Source organism: Pseudomonas sp. IT-P294, assembly GCF_949767865.1.
In the GTDB taxonomy this organism is placed as follows: domain Bacteria; phylum Pseudomonadota; class Gammaproteobacteria; order Pseudomonadales; family Pseudomonadaceae; genus Aquipseudomonas.
Map to the genome: position 1 here is coordinate 439,659 of NZ_CATKQW010000011.1, position 22,464 is coordinate 462,122.

Genomic DNA, 22,464 nt, shown 5'->3' on the forward strand with positions numbered 1-22,464 from the left:
TTCAAGGGTGAGCAGTCACGGGCCGCTGCGTAGCCACGACCCGGTCACTGGCACCGGGCTTGAGGAAAATCGTCAGCACCACCGAGAGCATCAACGCGCCGCTCATCAACAGATAAGACGCACCCGGAGATCCCGTGGAACTGTTCAGGTAACCCACCAGATACGAACCACCAAACGAACCCAGTGCGCCCATGCTGTTGATCAGCGCCATCGCGCCACCCGCGACGTTGGCCGGAAGGATTTCGGGAACGATGGCGAAGAACGGTCCGTAAGGCGCATACATGCAGGCGCCAGCGATGACCAATAGGGTGTAGGACCACCAGAAATGTTCGGCGCCCAAGGCGTAGGAACCGTAGAACGCGATCGAGGCAATCAGCAGCGGGGGCCAGACGAAACGTTTGCGTTTCTGCAGTTTGTCCGAACCCCAGGACACCAGCAGCATGCCGATCACGGCCGCCAGATACGGCAGCGCCGAAAGCCAGCCGGCCTCGATCATGTCCATCTGCGCACCGGCCTTGAGGATCGACGGCAGCCACAACACGAAACCGTAGACACCAATGCTCCAGCAGAAAAACTGCAAGGCCAGGATGATGACTTTCGGTGAGCGGAAAGCTTCGGCGTAGTTCTTCACGGCTTTGATGCCGACCTGCTCGGCGGCGAGGGCGCTTTGCAGATCCTGCTTCTCTTGTTCGGTCAGCCATTTGGCCTGGGCCGGACGATCATCGGCCAGGCGCCACCAGATAAAGGCCCACAGCACCGCCGGCAACCCTTCGATGATGAACATCCAGCGCCAGCTGAAATGCTGCACCAGATAACCCGACACCACCGACATCCAGAGCATGGTCACCGGGTTGCCGAGGATCAAAAAGGTGTTAGCGCGCGAGCGTTCGGCACGGGTGAACCAGTGGCACAGATACACCAGCATCGCCGGCATCACGGCGGCTTCGACCACGCCGAGCATGAAGCGAATCACCACCAGCCAATAGGCGTTGGAGACGATCCCGGTCAACGTAGCCAGGCCGCCCCAGAGGATCAGGCTGACGAAAATCAGCTTCTTCACGCTGTGTTTCTGCGCATAGATTGCGCCCGGCACCTGGAAGAAAAAGTAGCCAAGGAAGAACAGTGCGCCGAGCATCGACGACAGGCCCGGCGTGATCATCAGGTCGGCGGCCATGCCCGAGGCGGCGGCGAATCCATAATTGGCGCGGTCCAGATACGCCAGGCTGTAGGTGATGAAAACGATGGGCATGATGTACCACCAACGGCGGGCGGCGAGTGTTGCGGTTTTCATAGTGGTGCTCCTGAGCTTGTTGTTTTTGTCGCAGCAGGTAACGGTTTAAATATCTTCAGTGACTGTGCAGGCCTCATCGCGAGCAAGCTCGCTCCCACATTGGATCTAGGTGAAACAAAAACCCCCGGTGGGAACGGGCTTGCCCGCGATGGCGGCCTCGAATTCGACGGACATTTCCAGCCGGGTCGGCAACCCTTCCATGTCCCCCCGACTCTGAACCGCGCGGCTGCCAATCCAGTTGGCGCGCCCCACGGCATCGGCAACGCTGTGGTTTTCCAGCAAGGCGCTGATCATCCCGACCGCAAAGCCATCGCCAGCGCCCACGGTGTCGACCACGGTTTCTACCGGCACGCCGGCAACAAATCCCTCGTCCAGCTGCGTGCGGTAATACGCGCCATGCGGCCCGAGCTTGATCGCCACCGCTTCAACGCCCAGGTCGAGGTAGAACGCCGCAATGTCGGCCGGGTCGTCGAACCCGGTCAGCAGACGTCCTTCACTCAACCCCGGCAACACCCAATGGGCGAGGGCGGCGAGGCGGTTGATTTCAGTGATCATCAGTTGTTCGCTGGCCCACAGGCTCGGGCGCAGATTTGGGTCGAAGGACACACTGCGCCCGGCCTGGCGCATGCGCGTCATCAGTTCGAATGACATTTCCCGGGTCGACTCGGACAGCGCCGCCGGAATGCCGGTGGCGTGCAAGTGGCGGGCGGTGAGAAACGGCTCGGAGATCGATTGCACCGACAAATGACTGGCCGCCGAACCGCGACGGAAATACTCGACCACGGGATCGCTGCCATCGTCGGCGCGGGATTTGAGCTGAAAACCGGTCGGGTGTGCAGGGTCGATGGCGACGTGACTGCAATCCAGACCTTCTTTTTCCAGGGTGTCGATAACAAACCGGCCCAATGAATCGGCGCCAACCCGGCTCAACCACGCCACGTTGAAACCCAGCCGTGACAGGCCAATCGCGACGTTGCTGTCGGCCCCGGCGATGCGCTTGTGGAACTGGCTCACCTCGGCGAGATCACCGTTCTGCTCGGCGACGAACATCGCCATGGTTTCGCCGAATGACAGAATATCGAACTCAGGCATGAGCGCTCTCCAAACGGGATTGACCGAGGTGGGCGAGGGTGGCGACGTGTTCGGTGGTGAGCTGGATCAGATCATCGCCTTGCAGCGGATATTCCGCCGCCCGCATGACGCCTTGGGCCATGTGCCGCAGCAGTTGTTCCCACACATGCACGTCGCTGGCGGTGGGCGGGATGGCGACCAGTTTGCCGTCGGCACGGCGCATCACGGCCTTGCAATGCACATAACCGACGTGCCGGCCAAGTAATCGGGCGGCGCTGGCGGCGGATTGGTCCTGCCAGTGCCAGTTACCGATGTCGAAGGTCATTTTGATTGGCAGGTTGTGTTGCTCCACTTCGCCGAAAAAGCGCTGGAACGGTTCAATGCGTCCTCCGTGCAAGGTCTGGTCGTTTTCCACCAGCAGTTGCACCGTGCTCTGGGCCAGCACACGATCAAGGGCCTGCAAGTCATTGTTGTCGGTGAAATAGCCCAGCGACACTTTCAACCATTTGGCGCCGAACGTCTGGGCGCGTTCAAGGGTCGTCCTCAAGTCAGGATTGGGCTTCGACTGACCGGCCAGCCACAGCTCCATCGGCGAGGAGTAGATACTCTCCAGGCCCTGTGATTGTGTGTCCTCGGCCAGTTGCCGTGGGACTTCATCGGTCAGCAACTCTTCGCGCCATTCGATGCGCGTCGCGCCGGCTGCGGCCAATACTTCGATAAAACTGCCTTGGCCGCGTTGGCGGACAAGGTCGGCGCCGTAGCTGGAAAGGCTGATGGAAACGGGTGGTTTATTCATTGTTCTGCACCTCTGAAACCGGTTTCATTTTTATTCAAAAAAAGGCTGTCTTGAGTTTTGTCCTGTCCTTTAGGGCCTCATCGCGAGCAGGCTCACTCCTACAGGGGATCTGTGGCGTACACAAAACCAATGTGGGAGCGAGCTTGCTCGCGATAGGCCCGTGACATTCACCGAAGATTCCCAAGGGTCGACCCTCTAACAATCAACCGAGCCGAAAAATCCAGCGTCCGCACCGGACCGTCATCCCCGCGCAGCCGCTTGAGCAAACACTCAAACGCACTCGCGCCAATCTCCACCGTCGGTTGGGCAAGGGCGGTAATCCCGCTGCCCACCAACGGATACCAATCCAGGTCATCCAGGGCGATCAGCCCCACCTCTTCAAACAGGTTGCACTGCAATTCCCGCAACGCGTGAGTGGTCGCCAATGCTGCAATGCCGTTGGCACAAAACAACGCTTTCGGGCCAACGCCGGGTGTGTTCAAGAATGTTTTCAGGTGCGAGGTCAGCGCGCTGCCGGTTTCCACCACTGCGCCGGACATCGCCGCGCGTTGCTCGATCTGCGACTTGAAACTGCCGACTCGCTCGATCCGCGAACTGGTGCCGTCAAACGGCTCCGTCACCATCAGCACATCGCGATAACCGCGTTCTTCAAGGTGGGCGAGGGCCATTTCAACAGCGGCCGGATTGTCTAGCCCGACCAGATCGCTCTCAAGCTGCTCGACCTTACGATCCACCAGCACCATCGGCATTTCACGATGCAACTCGCGCAACTCATCGCGGTGATGCCCGAGGGTGTTCACGATCAAGCCTTCGATGTTGTACGAGCGCAGCAGCGCCAGGTGTTGACGCTCCTGCTCGTCATCACGATCGGTGTTGCACACCACCAGGCTGTAGCCGTGCTGACGGCAGGCGGTTTCCACCCCGTGCATCACGGCAATTGAATAGGGATTACGGATATCGGCCACCAGCATGCCGATCAGGCGAGTGCGCCCGCGCTTCAGGCCTCGGGCCATCTGGTTGGGGCGATAGCCGAGTTCGGCAATCGCCTGCTCGATGCGCAAGGCCGTGGCGTCGGAAAGCAGGGCGCGGTCATCGCCGATGAAGCGCGAGACGCTGGCTTTCGAGACGCCGGCATGTTCGGCGACGTCGAGCATCGTGACGCGGCTGCGCTGGGCGGCGGAGAAATCGTTCATCTGGCGATCTTCTTATTAGTCATTCAGGTAATTCCATTGTTCGACAATGAAACCGGTTTCAGAGAACAACATTTTCCGCAACGTCGTCAAGTTTTTCTAACCGTCAGCCAGTCTGAGGAGCGTATTTTTACCGACGAACGGTGGAAAAACCTGTCAGATATGACAGTAGGCAGGCAAGAGGCAAGTGGGTCTAATTCCACCAAGGCTGAAGTGGCAGCCTTCAAAGAGATAAAGATATGTCGTCACTTGCCAACAACGAAACGTCCATCGGATTGTTTGCCGTGCCCTTGGAAATCGAGGGTGTAGGTGCCGATCGTGTGCTTCCGCCAGTGACCTCCACAGACGGCGCCAGGTTGTTGATTCCAAAATGGCCCAACCCTTCCGTCATCATTGGCAACAGCGATTTGCTGGAAATCTGGGTGACAGAGCCGGGAGCAAATATAGAAACGTTGTTCTACAGCAACCCGTTTCCGGTTCCCGTCACCATCCCGAACTTCTTTTTGTTACCGGCGCAGTACCTGCAGCGTAACGGCAATATCGATTTGAAGTACCGGGTCACCCAGGGTGACAGCGGCAATGAAGATACTTCATTGCCTCAAACATTCATTGTCAGACGTCCTGTTCCGGTGAATCTTGAAGAGCCGACGTTTCCCAATACCACACTGTGGGGATACCTCAATTGCAGTTCTTCTCCGAAGGTGTGGGAGGCCGTACACATAAAGGCTCCCGTACAGCCGGGGCGTTTTAGTTTGGGTGATGAGTGTGTTCTGGGTTGGGAGGGGTTCGACAGTCTCAACGGGGTTAGGCCTATCCCGGGAACAGCGTTGCAAGTCAGTAAAACATTGACAAAAACAGACGTTGAAGAGGGTCCCCTCTTTGTTCTTGGGAACGATAAGTATGAGCAATATATAAAACCCATTCAATATGGATCGGCACTGGCTCACTACACGCTTTTTAGAAACGGTATTGCGCTGGGGAAGTCGGCAGTTGGCTTGTTGAAGATTGACAGGACTCTTCCAGGGCAACCGCCCTGTGGTCCGGTTCTCGCGGGAGGCTTGGGTTCAATAGTTGTAGATGATGCGTTAGATGATATCGAAAGTGGTAAAGCGTTGGTGCCAGAAGCCTGCAGCCTGTCGTCGCACGATTGTTTATTGGGTATTGACGTTGATTGTTCAATGAATCACTCACCGATGGAGTTTTCAAAAATGAATATGCCCTTTAATAATGCCGGCGGTGTGCTCGCCGTACCACCCACTATTGTTGGTCAGTTGCAGGATGGCAGGCTGACTTACAAACAACTAAGAGAAGACAGACTCTTAAAAGTTGATTTGTCAGATGTTGTTGATAAAAGTCCAGACGGCGCGGTCAGAATCGATGTTCATGTTTTTCCGAAAGGAACCGTGTTTAACCCAGATGATCCGACTTTTGTAGCGGCGACGAAGTTCAAGGTCGATCAATCAGGCGGTGACTGGACGTTCCCGGTTACATTTGACGTGCCTATTGTAAGCCTGATTGAAAGATTTCATGCGGCCGGTGACTACACACCCTACGAATTTGCCTTTGCTATTGTTGACGCCTTCGACAACGTTGATACATCTAGTCCCACCACTGAAGCATTGATCGATCTGACCGCCCCTTATCAGCGTCAGCCAGGTGGTCCCAACGGCACCGGGAATCGGCCGACATTGCTGACACTAGGGACGACCGTGCCCGCAATCATTAATGATGCCTGGTTGAATGACCCTGCCAATGCCGGTGGTCTGAACCTTAACGTTCCCAACACCTATCAGAAGTTTGAAGCGGGCAACGACGTCGTCAACTTCTACATTTCGCAGTTGACGACCTTCACGTTGATGCAAGGGGAAACACCCGCGTTCAGTGGGCCACTTCCTGCCGACGGGGTTATCAACATTCCGCTGAGTTTTCTGCAGAACCTGGCAGAAGGGACATACTATTATTCCTACAACGTGACGGACTTGCCAGGGAGTATCAGTAATAACGCAGCTATTACAACCCTGTTACAACGGGTTGTAAAACCAGCGCCAATCCTCGATGCGCCACGCATTCCGGTCACCGGCCCCACAGGTGCCATTGCGATTAACTTGACGACGGTTAATCCGCCACCGTCGAAAGTCATCATGGAAACTGATCATCCGACACATTCAATTGAAGATGACCGGGTAATCCCGTACATGTCTTCCTCTCAGGGAATATTTGAGGTCAACGAACAAACGATCCCTCCGGCCGGTACTCCAGGTCCTCTGAAGTTCTCGCTGGACTACGACTTTTTTTCCCTGGTCTTTGGCGACGCAAACGGCCTGGATGAAGTGGAATTCGAGTACTGGTTTGAACTGGGCCGGCCCACCATTAACCCCAACCCGGTTTCACCCCCGGCGTTCGGTATTATTGACTTTGCATACGCGGGGCCGGAGCAGCCGAACCTGCCGGATCTGGAAAACCCCAATATTGTTCCGGTAGTCGTACAAGGTGCAGGAACGCCCGTTCCAAATCCCAATACGCTCACTCCAGCGCAAGCCGGTATTGCTGCAGAAATGATCTGGCCGATCTGGAGTGACCCTGCCCGGCCTGTGAGCGGGCGAGAAATTGTCACGTTCTTTTACCAAGGCAAACAGGTCGGCAACCCTGTGCCGGTGCGCATCGGCGATACGTCTGTGCGCACCGCATTATCATGGGCCACGATCCTTGCCGAGGGCAATGGTACGGGTGCAAATGCCAGAGAGGCCTATATCACAATCGAGTTCCCTGGCAGTGCCAATAAGATGAAACAACTGATCACGACCAAAGTCGACGTGACGGCAATCGTGATCAACCTGCCTGTGCCTAGAATCGTTGTATCTGCCTTCAGAGGGCCAACTGGCAACTTGATACCTGAGCGCTTCATCACCAGTATCAGTTGCCCGGCCTTTAATCACCCAGTCGTGCCAAACGGCCCGATGCCGCCGTTTCAGCCGCGTAGCCTGCGGATTCGTATCGAGCGCGATGCCAATATCCCGACCGGCGCAATGGTGAATTTGAATTTCGAAGGACGGGTCACCAATGCCGTGGGTGCGGCGCCGATTCCCGGTACGCTGATTACCCGTTCGGCGCCCATGCCAGCGACAGGTCCATTGGAATTCAATCTGACGGAGTACAACCCGCAAATCAGAACGATTCAACTGCCAAGCCCCGACGGCAAAACGCGCCCGGCGGCCCGTTATGCGCGCATCGCTTACACGGTTAACGGTATTACGTCGGAAGTTACCGTTGCAGTCCAAATATTGAACGCCAGCCTTGTGTATTGCGAGCTAGAGCGTCCGGAAGTTTAACCGTAATTAACACGTCAAACTCTACTGCTTGCTGATGAGGGAGAGCGTTTTCTTCTTCATCAGCAAGGAGTTTTTTACGTTCGGATACGGAAGTTCATACGTATAAAAAAGGATAAGTCCTACTTTAAGGCCGACTTATCCTACATATCGTTCAAGGATTCATCCGTAGTCTGGCGGCCGTTATTAGTCCGGCTTGCGATTTTCCCGAGTCGGTCACTCGTTCCTGAAGGAATGTAATCGAGTAGGACTCAACTATGTCGCCAAAGCCAGTACTCACTTTTTCCAAAACAACACTCAGTGTATGGATGTTGTCCTTCATGCCGGGCCTGCTTAATATTTCTGCGGTTCAGGCCGCCACCATACCGGCAGGCACCACTCAAAACATAGATTCCAGTACACCCCTGGATACGTGGCAAGTGCTGAACAACGCCACACTCATTGGCTCAAGTGCCACAACGCTGGGCATCGCCAGTACGACAGGCGGGCTGATTGATCTGCGCAATTCGACGACCAATTCGACGGGTGCTGGCGGGCTTCAAAACGGCATTGCCCTGACGAATGCGACGGCCACGTTGAATAATTCAACGGTCACCAGCATAAACGGGGTCGGAATATCAGCTGTTCGCAACATTACCAGCGTTGGCGGCTCCAGGGTGAACCTGAGCAATAACAGTGTCGTCAGTGGCCTGCAAGGGGGCATTGCCGGCAATCGTTTCAGCGAGCTGAATGTGCAGAACTCCATCGTCGAGGGCACCGGGGCCAGCAGCTTCGGGATTCGTCTGCTCGAAGGCTCGTTGTCCGCTACAGGCAGTACGGTTACAGGGGGGCTCAATGGTGTGACCGTTGGCACTGATACCTTGGCTTCAGCGCTGATTCATTCGAAGATTTTTCTGAACAACACCCATGTCGAAGGTAAAACCGGCTCGGCCATCGTTGTCGGTATCAATGCGCCGAACTTCCCGACCATTGCCGACATTGAAGTCAGTAACGGCTCCAGCCTCAAAGGTGGCAACGGCATTGTGCTTGATGTGCGAACTGGCGCTTTGGCCAACCTGCTGGTCGACGACAGCCATGTGGTCGGCAATGTGATTGTGGCGGCGGGTGGTTCGGCAAACGTTACCTTGCAAAATAAAGCGGTACTCAACGGTGATATGCAGAATGTCACCAACGCGACCCTCAACAATCAGGCGCAAATGACCGGCAATGTGCTGGGCGCTTCAAGCGTGTCGCTCGACAACGGGTCTTCGCTCACCGGCAATCTGCAAGATACCGCCAATGTCTCGGTCAATCATCAGAGCGTGGTGACAGGTAATGTATTGCGAGCGTCGGCAGTAACGATCAACAACGCGTCCACGTTCACGGGTGACTTGCAGGATGTCTCCACTGCTTCGATCAATAACCAAAGCCAGATGAAGGGTAATGTCACGGCGGCTACGGAGAGTCTGTCCAGTCTCACTCTGGATAATGGGGCGAGCCTGACTGGACAGGTCAACAATGTGAGCAATTTTTCCATCAATAACCAGGCGTTCTGGCAAATGACGCAAAGCCAGTCCGTGAACAATCTCAATCTAAACAATGGAGGGATTGTCCGGCTGGGAGGTGATAAGGAGTACTTTCAGCTCAACGTGGCCAATCTGAGCGGTAACGGTACCTTTGAAATTGGCACTGACTTTCGCACCCACCAGACCAATCTGTTGAACCTCACCGGAAGCGCGACTGGCAGTCATCAATTGCGGGTTTCCAGCAGCGGTTCGGATCCGGTCAATGATTCGCAGATCAAAGTGGTGCAGTCGGTCGGCAGCAGTAGTGCCCAATTCGCTCTGCCCAACGGGAGGTTGGATTCCGGGGCCTTTACCTATCAGCTGGTCAAGGAGGGTGAGGATTGGTATCTGCGTCCCGACAGGGAGGTGGTGAGCACGCCCACCCGCGCGGTCATGGCGATCTTCGGTACCGCGCCGACGGTGATCTACGGTGAAATGGCTTCGCTGACCAACCGCATGGGCGAGTTGCGAAGCAGCAGCAGTCCGACGGGAGGCTGGATTCGCTCGTATGGCAATCGCTACAGCATCAGCAATAACGCTTACGGTAATGGATACAGTCAGCGCCAGGCCGGGTTGTCCATGGGCGTGGATACGCCGGTCCAGATTGCCGGCGAACAGATGTTGTTGGGGGCTTTTATCGGTTACAGCCAGTCGGACCTTGATCTGAGTCGCGGCAGTTCCGGTGAAATCGGCAGTACTTCGCTTGGGGTCTACGGTACTTGGTTGGGCGATAGCGGCTACTACCTGGATACCGTGGCCAAGCTCAACCATTTTCGCAATAAAGCCAAGGTGTCATTGAGCGATGACACCTTGACCAAGGGTAGCTACAACAATCTAGGGGCCAGTGCGTCGGTGGAGTTCGGCAAGCACATCGAGTTCAAGGATGGGTATTACATCGAACCCTTCACTCAGTGGCAGATGGCCTCGGTGCAAGGCCAGGACTTCAGTCTGGATAACGGTTTGAAGGTGGATGCCGATACCACGCGGTCCATGCTTGGCAAGGCGGGTGTAACACTGGGCCGTGGCATGACGTTGGCCAACGGCAGCGTTCTGCAACCGCACATCCGTGCAGCCGTCGTTCGTGAGTTTGTGAAAAGCAATGAAGTGCGGGTCAATCAGAACTCCTTCGAAAATGACCTGCGAGGTAACCGTTTGGAAGTCGGCACTGGCGTGGCCTGGACATTGAATGACCGGTGGCAGTTGCACACTGAACTGGACACCAGCAAGGGTGACAACGTCACCAAGGACTTCGGTATCAATATGGGGGCTCATTACAAGTTCTGATCTTGAATAAAAAAGGGAAGCCGAGGCTTCCCTTTTTTATTATGTGGCAGGGTTAACCTGCTTTTAACACCTGGAAGTCGCCCTTGAGAATAAACGTTTGCTCTTCGGTGTTGGGCATTTCAATATTGACATTGAAGCTGCCCTTGACGTTTCCTTCGCTCGCCGGCGTGATCGAAATGTTGCCGGAGATACCTTCATAAACAGTACCGTCATCGTTTTTTAAACTGAATCCTACATCGTCACGGCCTTTTACTTCGTATTCACCAACATCCAGGCTGTCGGGAAGCAGGATAGTCAGTTCACGAACAGTCGTTTGTGACGCGCGGGTACGTTTATCACTTCGTTCGATAGCGGTAATACAGAGGGCGTCGAGTTTCTTGGCTCCCGCTTTGACCTTGCCGATCAGCCGAGAGGTAGCGTTGAAATCGACAAAGGTTAGTTCGGTATTGGCGAACGCTTTGGCAATCACATAATTACCTGCGGCAAAACCGGTACGTTTGATAACAGCATTCATGGATTGGGTCTCCCGTTACTTTGAGTAAGGTATCCAAAGGCCGTGGCAGGCCCTAATCCTGGATGTGCTATGAGAGCCTGGTTTAGAACACGTTGTAAACTGTCATAGTTGACAGTTTACAACGGGCTTTTTATAGCGACAAAACTAAACGAATGCAGGTAGCCAGGCGGCGGCTATCAGCAATACGCCCATGGTCCTGTTGAAACAGCTTCGCGCGCGGTCTGACCGTAGCAAGTGTCCCGTCCCGCTCCCCAGCGCCGCCCAAGCGCCCAGGCAAGGGAGTGCGATCAAAAAGAACAGCAGTGACAGTTGCTGCACCTTCGCGGCCTTGTCACCACCACCGGCGGTGAACACACTGATCACGGCCAACGCCATCATCCAGCTCTTCGGGTTGATCCACTGAAGGCCCGCCGAGCTCCAGAATCCAAGCCGTGGGCCTGAGGGCAAAGATTGCGAATTTAACTCAACGGACGGTGACCAAAATATTCTCCATCCCAGATAGTTAAGCCAGGCAATGCCCGCCCAGTACACCGTCGCGTGAATCACCGGGTGTGCGTGTAATGTCGAACCCAGACCGCTACCGACCAGCAGCACCATCAACGCAGCGCTTGAACAGGCACCGAACACGATCGGAAGGGCCGCCTTGAAGCCATGTCGGGCGCTGGTGCTCAATACGAGAATATTGGTCGGCCCCGGCGTAATAGAGGCTACGAAAGCGAACAGTAAAAACGGTAACAGGGTCGGGAATGTGGACAGCATGAGGTCAGGCTCCTGAATAAATCGCAGGAGTAGATGTTCACAAGTCGAGAATCAAACGTCTGGAAGATTTGAGCAGCGCTTGCGGTACATCGCTGGCGTCAGGCCATAGGCCCGAACGAACCAACGTCCCAGATGACTTTGATCGGCAAACCCCAACTCCATGGCCACTGCAGCCGGTTGCACGCCGTCGGCCAGCATTCGCCGCGCCTTCGACAACCGTAACTGCACCAAATAGGCGTGTGGCGCCAGGCCATAGGCGGCCTTGAAGGCCCGAGTCAGACGAAATCTGTCGACACCCGCCGCGGTGGCAACCTGATCAAGACCGATATCGAATTGGGCGTTGGCGTGCAGGTAATCCCGAGCTTTCTGCGCCACCAGCGGCAGGCGTGGATCTTCACCGTACCGAGTGCGCCAGTGCAGGTGACTGGTCAGGCGTTCGAGCAAGCTGTCGAGGGCGGTCTGGCGCACGATCTTCAGCTCACCGTGATGCAGGGTTTGAAACGCCAGGCTAGTGGCGTGGGCCAGTCGCGGGTCGCTGGCCAGCGTGTGAGCGAAGCTCAATTGACTGTTATCGGGAGCGTTTTCGAAGACCGCACTCAGTTCACGCTGCAACCACTGCGGGTCGAGGTACAGCATGCGGTAAGTGAAGCCGTCTTCGGTCGGTGCTTCGCCGTCGTGGATATCGCCCGGCTCCAGCAGAAATACCTTGCCCGGGGTGCTCTGATGCTTTGCCCGACGGCAATTGAACTGCTGGACACCTTGTTCGGTCACGCCCACCAGGTAGCTGTCGTGCCAATGCGGGTCGTAGGCGTGGCCCTGAAAATGCGCGCGCAGGGTCTCGATGCCGGTATCGGCGTCCTGGGCCAGTTCGATCCAGTTGTCAGGGGACATGCTGCACCTGTGAGACGGAATACCGGCTTATTTAACGCCGATGCCGAGGTCGATGCCTAGAACGTTTGTGCACGCATCAGTTGAACAGTCCGGCTGCGATGTTGATCGAGAAGCCAAGGATCGCCGTGTTGAACAAAAAACCGATCAGCGATTGCGCCAGCACAATCTTGCGCATGCCCCGTGTCGCTACGCCCACATCCGAGGTCTGCACCGCCACGCCGATGGTGAAGGAGAAATACAGGAAGTCCCAGTAATTGGGGGTTTCCAGCCCTTCAGCGAAACGCAGCGCCAGGTCTTTGCCATCCCAGGTGTAGAACAGGCGAGCGTAGTGCACGCTGAAAATCACCCCGATCAACAACCATGAACCAATCACCGTCATCGCGGTGAAGCTGTAATGCAGGAGCTTGCGGGTGGTTTCCAGGTCCTTGCTGCCGGCGAGTTCGAAGGTTATGGTCGCGAGGCTGGCAATGGCGGCGATGCACACCACGAACAACACCAGACCGGCGTTTTCATCTTCAATCTCGGCAATGCGCTTCACGTCCGGAGCCTTGGCGCGCGTGGCGAGCCAGAACATCAGGATCAGGTAGGTCCAGACCCCGGCATTCCAGCCAATGAGGATTTTGCTGATGATCGAGTCGGCTGGAACCAGAATGCCTGCCGCGACGCCAAGGAGGGCGGCGGCGGACAGGCGAGGGTGGGTGCGGGCAAGGAAGGGCATGGAGACTCACGGTCAGGGGCGATGCGGCACCATAGCCTTGCCGTGAGTGGTGCAGCAAGTACGGCGCGTTTGAGACACATCAAACGCGTTGTCACAAGTACAAGCCGACTATCTTTTATCTTCCACGTTGAACTCTATGCAATCTGACTTCATTTGTCTTTCGGCGTTAAAAACACCTACGAAATTTAAAATCCGACCTTTAAGTACGCCTATTGACGAACCCTGCAATGGCGTCTTCTCAAGTACAAGTGTTCCCCCCGTCCCCTCATACAATGGGCCGTTTGGATCAATCTCAGCGTAAATTGCATAAATTTTGTCCTTGTACTCGTCGAGGTCATAAGTGCCCGGTACAAGATCGTCCGCGATGGTCACGGAAACAGTGTCTCGGTGCCGATGGGGCGTTGCATCGGTATAGACCCTGGACCAACCCTGCCATTGAGGGTAACGGATGCCAAAACCATTATCGGGCTTCCACAAGAGATTGAATTCATTAGCGTTGTATTCTGAATAAGTACTCCCCTCGAGGGTGGCAGTGACGTACTGGTCGCTATCGATTGTTGCCGGTTTGAAAAAGTGTTCTTCAATCTCTGCATATTTGGCCGACCCCTGACTCACCTCAACGATCTGTTTTCCTGACTTGGCGACGAATTCGAAATCAAATGCGACTGTCCGGTTGGCCAAGTCGATATTGACGTTTGTCAACTTGCCTGACGTTGCAATGAAAGGTCTGATCAGTGCCCCAGAGTGTTCGGTCAACGATGCCCGTGCGGCCGTTATGTCACTACTGTCATCGTTGATGATGAAAGTGTTGTTGCCGTTGTCAGGAATTTGAACAGATAGTTGAATCGCATTTTCTTGATCAGCACGATGAGCCGAGTCTGCATTCCAAAATCTGGCCATCGGGGCCTTGTAGAATTGGCAAAACCCATTGCTTTTATATTGAGTATATTGAGGGAGGCCTGTCACTACAGCGGTGACAGTGCAGGTGGCTGTATTGTTCATGTGCGCTCCTGAATCCTAATGGTTTAGTCAGTCTCAATCACTAACGCCTCTAGGTTATGGTTCAGCAAACGCTTCGACTACTGTCAAATATGACAGGTTATTGAGATGGGTTCGTTATAGCGATCATGCATATGCGTTATAGGTGCTCTCGGGCGACTGTTATCGCCATCGCCCGAGAGGTTTGACTTACCCTTTTGCTTTACCCTTCACGCATCTCATCACCACCACAAAAAACACCGGCACAAACACCACCGCCAGTGTCGCCGTGATCATCCCGCCAATCACCCCGGTGCCGATCGCTTGCTGGCTCGCCGAACTGGCTCCGGTGGCAATCGCCAACGGCACCACGCCGAGGATGAAAGCCAGTGAGGTCATCACAATCGGTCGCAAGCGCAAGCGGGCGGCTTGCAAGGTCGCGTCGACCAGATCATGGCCCTCGTCATAAAGGCTCTTGGCAAATTCGATGATCAGGATCGCGTTTTTCGCCGACAGACCGATGATGGTGATCAACCCGACCTTGAAGAACACGTCGTTGGGCATTCCGCGAAAGGTCACGGCCAGTACGGCACCGAGCACACCCAGCGGCACCACCAGCAACACCGATGTCGGGATCGACCAGCTCTCGTACAGCGCCGCCAGACACAGAAACACGATCAGCAGCGACAGCCCGAGCAGAATCGGCGCCTGACTGCCAGACAAGCGTTCCTGCAACGACAGCCCGGTCCATTCCTGACCCAATCCTGCCGGGCCTTGCGCCACCAGCCGTTCGATTTCCGCCATGGCTTCGCCGGTGCTGTGGCCGGGTGCCGGTTCGCCGGAAATGGCGATAGCCGGGTAGCCGTTGTAGCGGGTCAATTGTGCTGGGCCTTGAATCCATTTCGCCTGAACGAAGGCCGACAGCGGCACCATTTTTCCGGCGTCGTTACGCAGGTGGATGTTCAACACATCGGCGACCTGGCTGCGCTGATCGCCTTCAGCCTGCACCACCACCCGTTGCATCCGTCCCTGATTGGGGAAGTCGTTGATGTAGGCTGAACCGACCGCCGTTGACAGCACGTTGCCAACATCGGCAAAAGACACGCCCAGCGCGTTGGCCTGTTTGCGGTCGACTTCCAGCTGCACTTGCGGTGCTTCGGCCAAGGCGCTTTCGCGCACGTTCATCAGGATCGGGCTTTTCTCGGCAGCGGCAAGTAATGCGGTACGGGCCTGCATCAACTTGGCATGGCCGAGGCCGCCGCGATCCTGCAAGCGGAACTCAAAACCGCTGGAGGTTCCGAGGCCGTCTACCGGCGGTGGCAACACCGAGAACGCCACAGCGTCCTTGATCTGACTCAGCACGATGTTGGCACGGTCGGCAATCGAACTTGCCGAGTCGTCGCTGCCCCGATCCGACCAATCCTTGAGCGTGGTAAACGCCAGCGCGGCGTTCTGCCCGCTGCCGGAAAAACTGAAACCAAGAATCACCGTGCTATCGCCAACACCGGGTTCGGTGGCGTTGTGCGCTTCGATTTGCTCAACCACCTGCACCGTGCGGTTTTTGCTCGCGCCTGGCGGTAGTTGAATGTCGGTGATGGTGTAGCCCTGATCCTCAACCGGCAGGAACGAGGAGGGCAGACGGCTGAAACACAGCCCCAGACCGATCAGCAGCACGCCGTAGATCAGCAGGTAACGGCCCGTGCGTTTCAGCGCGTAGGCGACCCAGCCTTGATAGCGTTCGGTCAAGCGCTCGAAGCCACGGTTGAACCAACCAAAGAATCCGCTCTTTTCATGATGCTCGCCCTTGGCAATCGGCTTGAGCAGGGTTGCGCACAACGCCGGGGTCAATGTCAGCGCCAGGAACGCCGAGAACAGAATCGAGGTGGCCATCGACAGCGAGAACTGCTGGTAAATCACCCCCACCGAACCCTGCATGAACGCCATCGGAATGAACACCGCCACCAGCACCAGGGTAATACCGATGATCGCGCCGGTGATCTGCTTCATCGCCTTGCGCGTAGCCTCCTTGGGCGACAGGCCTTCGGTGGCCATGATGCGCTCGACGTTCTCCACCACCACGATGGCATCGTCCACCAGAATGCCGATGGCCAGCACCATGCCGAACATGGTCAGCACGTTGATCGAGAAACCCAGCGCGAGCATGGTCGCGAAGGTGCCCATCAACGCCACGGGCACCACCAGCGTCGGGATCAGCGTGTAGCGGATGTTCTGCAGGAACAGGAACATCACCGCAAACACCAGCAGCATCGCTTCGCCGAGGGTGTAGATCACTTTGGTGATCGAGACTTTGACGAAGGGCGAGGTGTCGTACGGAATCTTGTATTCGACGCCCGCCGGGAAGTAGCGCGCCAGGTCGTCCATCTTCGCCCGTACCAATGTGGCGGTGCTCAGGGCATTGGCGCCGGGTGACAGCTGCACGCTGACGGCGGTCGAGGGTTTGCCGTTCAAGCGCGTGCCGAATTGATATTCCTGGCTGCCGATCTCGACCCGCGCCACGTCCTTGATGCGCACGGTGGAACCGTCGGCGTTGGCCTTGAGGACAATGTCGGCGAACTCTTCAGGCGTCGACAATTGGCCTTTGACCAGTATGGTCGCAGTGATTTCCTGTGTCGTGCGGGTTGGCAAATCGCCAATGCTGCCGGCCGACACCTGGGCGTTCTGCGCCACGATGGCAGCGTTGACGTCGGCCGGAGTCAGGTTGAAACCGATCAGCTTCTGGGGGTCGATCCAGATCCGCATCGCCCGTTCGGCACCGTACAGCTGGGCTTTGCCGACGCCGTCCAGGCGCTTGATCTCGTTCATCACGTTGCGCGCCAGGTAATCGCTGAGCGCCACGTCGTCAAGCTTGCCATCACTGGAGGTCAGGGTGATCAGCAGCAGGAAACCGGCGGAGACTTTCTCCACCTTCAAGCCTTGTTGGTTGACCGCTTGCGGAAGGCGCGACTCCACCACTTTCAGACGGTTTTGCACGTCGACCTGGGCCATTTCCGGGTTGGTGCCGGGCTGGAAAGTGGCTTTGATGGTGGCGCTGCCGAGGCTGCTCTGGGATTCGAAATACAACAGGTGATCGGCGCCGTTGAGTTCTTCCTCGATCAGGCTGACCACGCTTTCATCGATGGTCTGCGCCGAAGCGCCGGGGTACACGGCATAGATTTCGACCTGCGGCGGCGCGACGTTGGGGTATTGCGCCACCGGCAGCTGTGGAATGGCCAAGGCGCCGGCCAGCAGGATGAACAGGGCAACCACCCAGGCAAACACCGGGCGATCGATAAAGAACTGCGGCATAAAAAGCGTCCTGCTTACTGACCAGAAACCTGGGCAAGTGGAAGAGGGGTGTTGTCGATCTGGACTTTCTCACCGGGCTTGGCATGTTGCAGGCCTTCGGTGACGATGCGGTCGCCTGACTTGAGGCCGCCGGTGACGATCCAGCGATCGTTCTGCACGGCGCCCAACTCCACCGGTTGCTGGCCGACACGCTGCTCGGCGTCGATCAACAACACGTGGGCAATCCCGGCGCTGTCACGCTGGATGGCCCGCTGCGGCACGCTGATGCCTTGCTGGTTCACCGCTTGTTCCAGGCGCACACGCACGAAGCTGCCGGGTAGCAAGTCGAGGTCCGGGTTGGGAAATTCGCTGCGCAGAATGATCTGGCCGGTGCCCGGGTCGACGGTGATGTCGGTAAACAGCAACTTGCCCGGCAGCGGGTAGAGGCTGCCGTCGTCCTGGATCAACGTGGCTTTGGCCTGGCCCTGGCCCACTTCCTTCAACTGGCCGGAACGGAACGCGCGGCGCAGATCGTTGAGTTCGCGGGTCGATTGGGTCAGGTCGGCATGGATCGGGTTCAACTGCTGAATCAGCGCCAGCGGCGTGGTTTCGTTCTGCCCCACCAATGCACCTTCGGTCACCAGCGCACGGCCGATGCGCCCGGAAATCGGTGCAGTGACGGTGGCATAACCAAGGTTGAGTCTGGCGCGGACCACGGCGGCCTTGTTGGCGGCGACGTCTGCGGCGGTTTGCCGGACGCTGGCCCGGGCGTTGTCGTAATCCTGGCCGCTGATGGCGTTGCCTTCGATCAACTGGGCGTAGCGCTGTTCCTGCAGCCTGGCCTGGAAGGCGTTGGCCTCGGCCTTGCGCAAGGATGCTTCGGCGCTGTCCAGGTCGGCCTTGAACGGCGCCGGGTCTATGCGGAACAGCACGTCACCTTGTTTCACGTCGCTGCCTTCGCGAAAAGCGCGTTGCAACACCACGCCGGCGACCCGGGCGCGGACTTCGGCAATCCGTGGCGCGGCAATCCGCCCGCTCAATTCGCTGGTGATCGACAGGGGCCGGGCTTCGACCGTTTCGACCCGCACCGTGGCCAGTGGCGCTTGTTCTTCGGCGTTCGAGGACTTGTCACACGCGCTCAGCGTTAACGCCAGAGCCATCAGGCTGAGCCTGGCAAGCAGGTTGTTTGACATGTAAATACCCCAATAATGACTGCACGCATCCTACGGCGAGGCGGCGAGGGTAGCGGTGAAGCTTTGTTGGTGCTGTGTGAAATTGTGTAAGGGTTTTACTCACGGGCGGGTGAGGGCGTATATCCTTGGCCGCTTGACACTTTTTGCGACGGTTAAACCGCTATCGCGAGCAAGCTCGCTCCCACAGGGGAACGCATTTCAACTGTGGGAGTGAGCTTGCTCGCGATGGCGGTCTATCAGTTGCCACTGCACTTTCTGGAAACACCCCCATGCCCAACATCCTCCTGGTCGAAGACGACACCGCGCTCTCCGAGCTGATTGCCAGCTACCTGGAACGCAACGGCTATCGCGTCAGCGTGATCAGCCGTGGCGACCATGTTCGCGAACGGGCGCGGGTCGATCCGCCGGATCTGGTGATTCTCGACCTGATGCTGCCGGGGCTCGATGGTCTGCAAGTCTGCCGCTTGCTGCGGGCGGACTCGGCCACGCTGCCGATTTTGATGCTGACCGCCCGCGACGACAGCCACGATCAAGTGCTGGGCCTGGAAATGGGCGCCGATGACTACGTCACCAAACCGTGTGAACCCCGGGTCTTGCTCGCCCGCGTGCGTACCCTGTTGCGCCGCAGCAGCCTCAGCGAACCGCAGACCGCCAACGATCGCATCCTCATGGGCAACCTGTGCATCGACTTGTCCGAGCGCACCGTGACCTGGCGCGACCAGCTCGTCGAACTGTCCAGCGGTGAGTACAACCTGTTGGTGGTGTTGGCCCGACACGCTGGCGAAGTGCTGAGCCGCGATCAGATCCTGCAACGCCTGCGCGGCATTGAATTCAATGGCACCGACCGTTCGGTGGACGTGGCGATTTCCAAGTTGCGGCGCAAGTTCGACGACCACGCAGGCGAGGCACGCAAGATCAAGACCGTGTGGGGCAAGGGTTACCTGTTCAGCCGTTCCGAGTGGGAATGCTGAGACGATGTTCAGGATTCTGTTTCGCCTGTACCTGGTGACCATCGTCTCGTTCAGCGCGGCGATTTACCTGGTGCCAGACCTGGTGATCAAGGTCTTTCATGAGCGCTTTATCACCTACAACCTCGATTATTCGCGCGGGCTGCAAACCCTCATCGTCAAGCAGTTCCATGCCGTGCCCGAAGCGCAATGGCCGACGCTGGCGGGCGAGATGGACAAGGACTTTGCGCCGCTGCACATCGTCCTGAGCCGCCCCGACGACGCCGATTTCACCCTCTATGAGCGCGAGCGTTTGGAGCGTGGCGAGAATGTCGTGCGCATCGGCGACTGGGGCTGGCGCACCTTGGCGGTGGCGCCGCTGAACCAGCAGACGGTGGTGCAAATGGTCGTGCCACCGGACCCGATGGACGTCAGCCTGTTGTACTGGAGCATCAACGTCCTGATCGGTGCGACCATGCTCGCCTGCCTGTTGCTGTGGCTACGCCCGCACTGGCGCGATCTGGAGCGCCTCAAGGGCACCGCCGAGCGCTTCGGCAAAGGCCACCTTGGCGAGCGCACACAGATTTCTCCCCATTCCAACATCGGCAGCCTGGCCAACGTCTTCGACACCATGGCCGGCGATATCGAAAACCTGCTCAACCAGCAACGCGACTTGCTCAACGCTGTGTCCCACGAACTGCGCACACCGCTGACGCGTCTGGATTTCGGCCTGGCCCTGGCGCTGTCCGACGACTTGCCGGCCGCCAGTCTCGAACGCCTGCAAGGCCTGGTCGCGCACATTCGTGAGCTGGACGAGTTGGTGCTGGAGTTGCTGTCCTACAGCCGCCTGCAAAACCCGGCGAGACTGCCCGAGCGGGTTGAAGTGTCGCTGGATGAATTCATCGACAGCATTCTGGGCAGCGTCGATGAAGAGCTGGAATCTCCGGAAATCGTCATCGACGTGTTGCTGCATGGCCAACTTGAACGCTTCGTGCTGGACCCGCGATTGACGGCGCGCGCCATTCAGAACCTGCTGCGCAATGCCATGCGCTACTGCGAAAAGCGCATTCAGATTGGCGTCAAGGTTTGCCCAAAAGGTTGTGAGATTTGGGTGGACGACGATGGCATCGGCATCCCGGATGAGGAGCGCGAGCGGGTTTTCGAGCCGTTCTATCGGCTGGACCGTAGCCGGGATCGGGCAACGGGTGGGTTCGGATTGGGACTGGCGATCAGTCGGCGGGCGCTGGAAGCGCAGGGCGGCACGCTGACTGTCGAACCATCGCCATTGGGCGGCGCGCGGTTTCGGTTGTGGTTGCCCGCTCAGGCCTGACGCGCGCTTGGTAGCAGTTGCCGAACCGCTCGGTCCGGCAACTGCCTGGGTCAAGCACTAAGCCGACTCCTCAACACCTTCGCCATGTCCTCCAGTTCCGTCGCCGGGTTGTGCCCGATCAGCATCCAGGCGTGTTCCATGTCGGCCCAATACACCACATTCATGCCGTGGCGGCGTTCATGGGCGAAGTGTCGGCTGCCGCTGTTGGAACGGGTTGCGCACAATGCAATCGGGCCATGTGCCGGGTCGAGGTAGGTAATCTGCGCGATGGGCACGCCTTCGTATTCAAGGATTTGCGCGCGCTTGAATTCGGACCGGGGCAGGGCCACTTGTGCCGGCGACAGGTTCAGGCCAAGTCGGGCGTCGATGGTGCGCAATTGCGCGCGCTCGGTGGCTTCATCGCTGGGCAAGTGGTCCAGGGTCTGCGGCACGTAGAGCGCCATATAGTCGGCCACCAGCCCGCGCCAGTTGCTCTTTTGCTGGCTCAGTTGCCAGCCGAGGAACAAGCGATCGGCCAATACGCCGCTGACCACCAGACCGGCGGCAGCTGCGAGAAACCAGCGGCGACTGACGGCCGGGCGTTCAGGCGATGGCAAGGTGTCGAGCATCGATTGCAGACGATCGACAGGCGCCTGTTGTGCCAGTTCGTCATAGGCCTGGCGAAACGGCAAGCTGCTGCGTGCCAGCCATTGCAGGCGCAGATTGAGCACGGAGTCTTCGGCGATGGCGGCGTCGATACGCGTGCGCTGTTCGACGTCGAGTTGGTTGTCCAGGTAGGCGACCAACTGCTCATCCGAAGGTGTCGCGCGATCGTTCATCGACGTTCTCCAGTTGAAGGGTTCGGTACCGCGTGCAGTGGCGGGTATTCGGCCAGTTTCACGCGGGCGGCAGCGAGTCGACTCATGACCGTGCCGATGGGCAATTGCAGCACTTCGGCGACTTCGCGATAGGACAAGCCTTCGACGTAAGCCAGGTACACCGTTTCGCGTTGCGCCTCGGGCAGGGCATCGACGCGGCGGATCACCTGGGCGGCGAGGACATGGGTCTGTGCCACCGACTCACCGTCAAACGACAACTGGCTGTCGGCATCCACCAGGCCCTGGCCCTGGCGCACCCGCCTAGAGCGCACTTCGTTGAGCCAGATCGAATGCAAAATGCTCAGCAGCCAGCGGTCCATGCGCGTACCCGGGACAAATTGCCCGGCACGCTCAAGTGCCCGAACACAAGTGGCTTGCACCAAGTCTTCGGCGACATGCCGTTGCCGGGACAGCAGCAGGCCGTAACGCCATAAACGCGTCAAATGCTGGCCTAGCTCTGCCCGTATTGCCTGATCGCTGGCGATGGCGA

17 protein-coding genes are annotated in these 22,464 nt (G+C 57.7%); 4 read left to right on the forward strand and 13 right to left on the reverse strand.

What is annotated here, in order from left to right; all coding sequences use genetic code 11:
- Position 1: 1 nt before the first annotated feature.
- The 4 genes from ACM6I0_RS09460 to ACM6I0_RS09475 form a co-directional block, all read right to left on the reverse strand.
- Complete coding sequence (locus ACM6I0_RS09460) at positions 2–1,291, reverse strand: MFS transporter (RefSeq protein ID WP_414922107.1); 1,290 nt, start codon at positions 1,289–1,291, stop codon at positions 2–4.
- 105 nt (positions 1,292–1,396) lie between these two features.
- The gene (locus ACM6I0_RS09465) at positions 1,397–2,383 is read right to left on the reverse strand and encodes a sugar kinase (RefSeq protein ID WP_414922108.1); all 987 of its coding nucleotides are present in this window, start codon (positions 2,381–2,383) and stop codon (positions 1,397–1,399) included.
- A complete protein-coding gene (locus tag ACM6I0_RS09470; protein WP_414922109.1) occupies positions 2,376–3,158 on the reverse strand; it encodes a sugar phosphate isomerase/epimerase family protein in 783 nt (260 codons plus the stop codon). Before ACM6I0_RS09470 ends, ACM6I0_RS09465 begins: the two co-directional genes overlap by 8 nt.
- Positions 3,159–3,325: 167 nt before the next feature.
- Positions 3,326–4,351 carry a LacI family DNA-binding transcriptional regulator gene (locus ACM6I0_RS09475; RefSeq protein ID WP_414922110.1) on the reverse strand — a complete coding sequence of 342 codons (1,026 nt, stop codon included), beginning with the start codon at positions 4,349–4,351 and terminating at the stop codon, positions 3,326–3,328.
- 236 nt (positions 4,352–4,587) lie between these two features.
- Between ACM6I0_RS09475 and ACM6I0_RS09480 the strand changes: the two genes are divergently transcribed.
- Positions 4,588–7,677, forward strand: a complete 3,090-nt coding sequence (locus ACM6I0_RS09480) for a hypothetical protein (RefSeq protein ID WP_414922111.1) — start codon at positions 4,588–4,590, stop codon at positions 7,675–7,677.
- A gap of 317 nt (positions 7,678–7,994) precedes the next feature.
- Positions 7,995–10,502 (forward strand): autotransporter outer membrane beta-barrel domain-containing protein, encoded by a 2,508-nt coding sequence (locus tag ACM6I0_RS09485; RefSeq protein ID WP_285434071.1) that lies wholly within the window; start codon positions 7,995–7,997, stop codon positions 10,500–10,502.
- Between the two features lie 52 nt (positions 10,503–10,554).
- On the opposite strand, the gene ACM6I0_RS09490 is transcribed toward ACM6I0_RS09485, so the two are convergent.
- The 7 genes from ACM6I0_RS09490 to ACM6I0_RS09520 all read right to left on the reverse strand — a co-directional run bounded on the left by ACM6I0_RS09490 (position 10,555) and on the right by ACM6I0_RS09520 (position 18,840).
- Entirely contained in the window at positions 10,555–11,016 is a 462-nt protein-coding gene (locus tag ACM6I0_RS09490) for a hypothetical protein (protein WP_414922112.1), read from the reverse strand.
- Positions 11,017–11,160: 144 nt separating this feature from the next.
- Positions 11,161–11,775, reverse strand: a complete 615-nt coding sequence (locus tag ACM6I0_RS09495) for a LysE family translocator (RefSeq protein ID WP_414922113.1) — start codon at positions 11,773–11,775, stop codon at positions 11,161–11,163.
- Positions 11,776–11,826: 51 nt separating this feature from the next.
- Complete coding sequence (locus tag ACM6I0_RS09500; RefSeq protein WP_414922114.1) at positions 11,827–12,666, reverse strand: AraC family transcriptional regulator; 840 nt, start codon at positions 12,664–12,666, stop codon at positions 11,827–11,829.
- Between the two features lie 76 nt (positions 12,667–12,742).
- The gene (locus tag ACM6I0_RS09505) at positions 12,743–13,384 is read right to left on the reverse strand and encodes a DUF1345 domain-containing protein (RefSeq protein WP_414922115.1); all 642 of its coding nucleotides are present in this window, start codon (positions 13,382–13,384) and stop codon (positions 12,743–12,745) included.
- Between the two features lie 108 nt (positions 13,385–13,492).
- Positions 13,493–14,386, reverse strand: a complete 894-nt coding sequence (locus tag ACM6I0_RS09510; protein WP_414922116.1) for a hypothetical protein — start codon at positions 14,384–14,386, stop codon at positions 13,493–13,495.
- A 186-nt stretch (positions 14,387–14,572) separates the two neighbouring features.
- Positions 14,573–17,668 (reverse strand): efflux RND transporter permease subunit, encoded by a 3,096-nt coding sequence (locus ACM6I0_RS09515; RefSeq protein WP_285434076.1) that lies wholly within the window; start codon positions 17,666–17,668, stop codon positions 14,573–14,575.
- Between the two features lie 14 nt (positions 17,669–17,682).
- Complete coding sequence (locus ACM6I0_RS09520) at positions 17,683–18,840, reverse strand: efflux RND transporter periplasmic adaptor subunit (protein ID WP_285434077.1); 1,158 nt, start codon at positions 18,838–18,840, stop codon at positions 17,683–17,685.
- A 269-nt stretch (positions 18,841–19,109) separates the two neighbouring features.
- Between ACM6I0_RS09520 and ACM6I0_RS09525 the strand changes: the two genes are divergently transcribed.
- Positions 19,110–19,811 carry a response regulator transcription factor gene (locus tag ACM6I0_RS09525; protein ID WP_285434078.1) on the forward strand — a complete coding sequence of 234 codons (702 nt, stop codon included), beginning with the start codon at positions 19,110–19,112 and terminating at the stop codon, positions 19,809–19,811.
- Between the two features lie 4 nt (positions 19,812–19,815).
- On the forward strand, positions 19,816–21,117 hold the full coding sequence (locus tag ACM6I0_RS09530) for an ATP-binding protein (RefSeq protein ID WP_285434079.1): 1,302 nt from the start codon (positions 19,816–19,818) through the stop codon (positions 21,115–21,117).
- Positions 21,118–21,167: 50 nt separating this feature from the next.
- On the opposite strand, the gene ACM6I0_RS09535 is transcribed toward ACM6I0_RS09530, so the two are convergent.
- On the reverse strand, positions 21,168–21,935 hold the full coding sequence (locus ACM6I0_RS09535) for an anti-sigma factor family protein (protein WP_285434084.1): 768 nt from the start codon (positions 21,933–21,935) through the stop codon (positions 21,168–21,170).
- Complete coding sequence (locus ACM6I0_RS09540; RefSeq protein ID WP_261985155.1) at positions 21,932–22,417, reverse strand: RNA polymerase sigma factor; 486 nt, start codon at positions 22,415–22,417, stop codon at positions 21,932–21,934. The genes ACM6I0_RS09535 and ACM6I0_RS09540 overlap by 4 nt, the downstream gene beginning before the upstream one ends.
- Between the last annotated feature and the right edge of the window lie 47 nt (positions 22,418–22,464).

Bases quoted from the DNA above. Each gene is read 5' to 3' on its own strand.
- ACM6I0_RS09460 (WP_414922107.1), bottom strand. From the start codon at position 1,291: ATGAAAACCGCAACACTCGCCGCCCGCCGTTGGTGGTACATCATGCCC.
- ACM6I0_RS09465 (WP_414922108.1), bottom strand. From the start codon at position 2,383: ATGCCTGAGTTCGATATTCTGTCATTCGGCGAAACCATGGCGATGTTC.
- ACM6I0_RS09470 (WP_414922109.1), bottom strand. From the start codon at position 3,158: ATGAATAAACCACCCGTTTCCATCAGCCTTTCCAGCTACGGCGCCGAC.
- ACM6I0_RS09475 (WP_414922110.1), bottom strand. From the start codon at position 4,351: ATGAACGATTTCTCCGCCGCCCAGCGCAGCCGCGTCACGATGCTCGAC.
- ACM6I0_RS09480 (WP_414922111.1), top strand. From the start codon at position 4,588: ATGTCGTCACTTGCCAACAACGAAACGTCCATCGGATTGTTTGCCGTG.
- ACM6I0_RS09485 (WP_285434071.1), top strand. From the start codon at position 7,995: ATGCCGGGCCTGCTTAATATTTCTGCGGTTCAGGCCGCCACCATACCG.
- ACM6I0_RS09490 (WP_414922112.1), bottom strand. From the start codon at position 11,016: ATGAATGCTGTTATCAAACGTACCGGTTTTGCCGCAGGTAATTATGTG.
- ACM6I0_RS09495 (WP_414922113.1), bottom strand. From the start codon at position 11,775: ATGCTGTCCACATTCCCGACCCTGTTACCGTTTTTACTGTTCGCTTTC.
- ACM6I0_RS09500 (WP_414922114.1), bottom strand. From the start codon at position 12,666: ATGTCCCCTGACAACTGGATCGAACTGGCCCAGGACGCCGATACCGGC.
- ACM6I0_RS09505 (WP_414922115.1), bottom strand. From the start codon at position 13,384: ATGCCCTTCCTTGCCCGCACCCACCCTCGCCTGTCCGCCGCCGCCCTC.
- ACM6I0_RS09510 (WP_414922116.1), bottom strand. From the start codon at position 14,386: ATGAACAATACAGCCACCTGCACTGTCACCGCTGTAGTGACAGGCCTC.
- ACM6I0_RS09515 (WP_285434076.1), bottom strand. From the start codon at position 17,668: ATGCCGCAGTTCTTTATCGATCGCCCGGTGTTTGCCTGGGTGGTTGCC.
- ACM6I0_RS09520 (WP_285434077.1), bottom strand. From the start codon at position 18,840: ATGTCAAACAACCTGCTTGCCAGGCTCAGCCTGATGGCTCTGGCGTTA.
- ACM6I0_RS09525 (WP_285434078.1), top strand. From the start codon at position 19,110: ATGCCCAACATCCTCCTGGTCGAAGACGACACCGCGCTCTCCGAGCTG.
- ACM6I0_RS09530 (WP_285434079.1), top strand. From the start codon at position 19,816: ATGTTCAGGATTCTGTTTCGCCTGTACCTGGTGACCATCGTCTCGTTC.
- ACM6I0_RS09535 (WP_285434084.1), bottom strand. From the start codon at position 21,935: ATGAACGATCGCGCGACACCTTCGGATGAGCAGTTGGTCGCCTACCTG.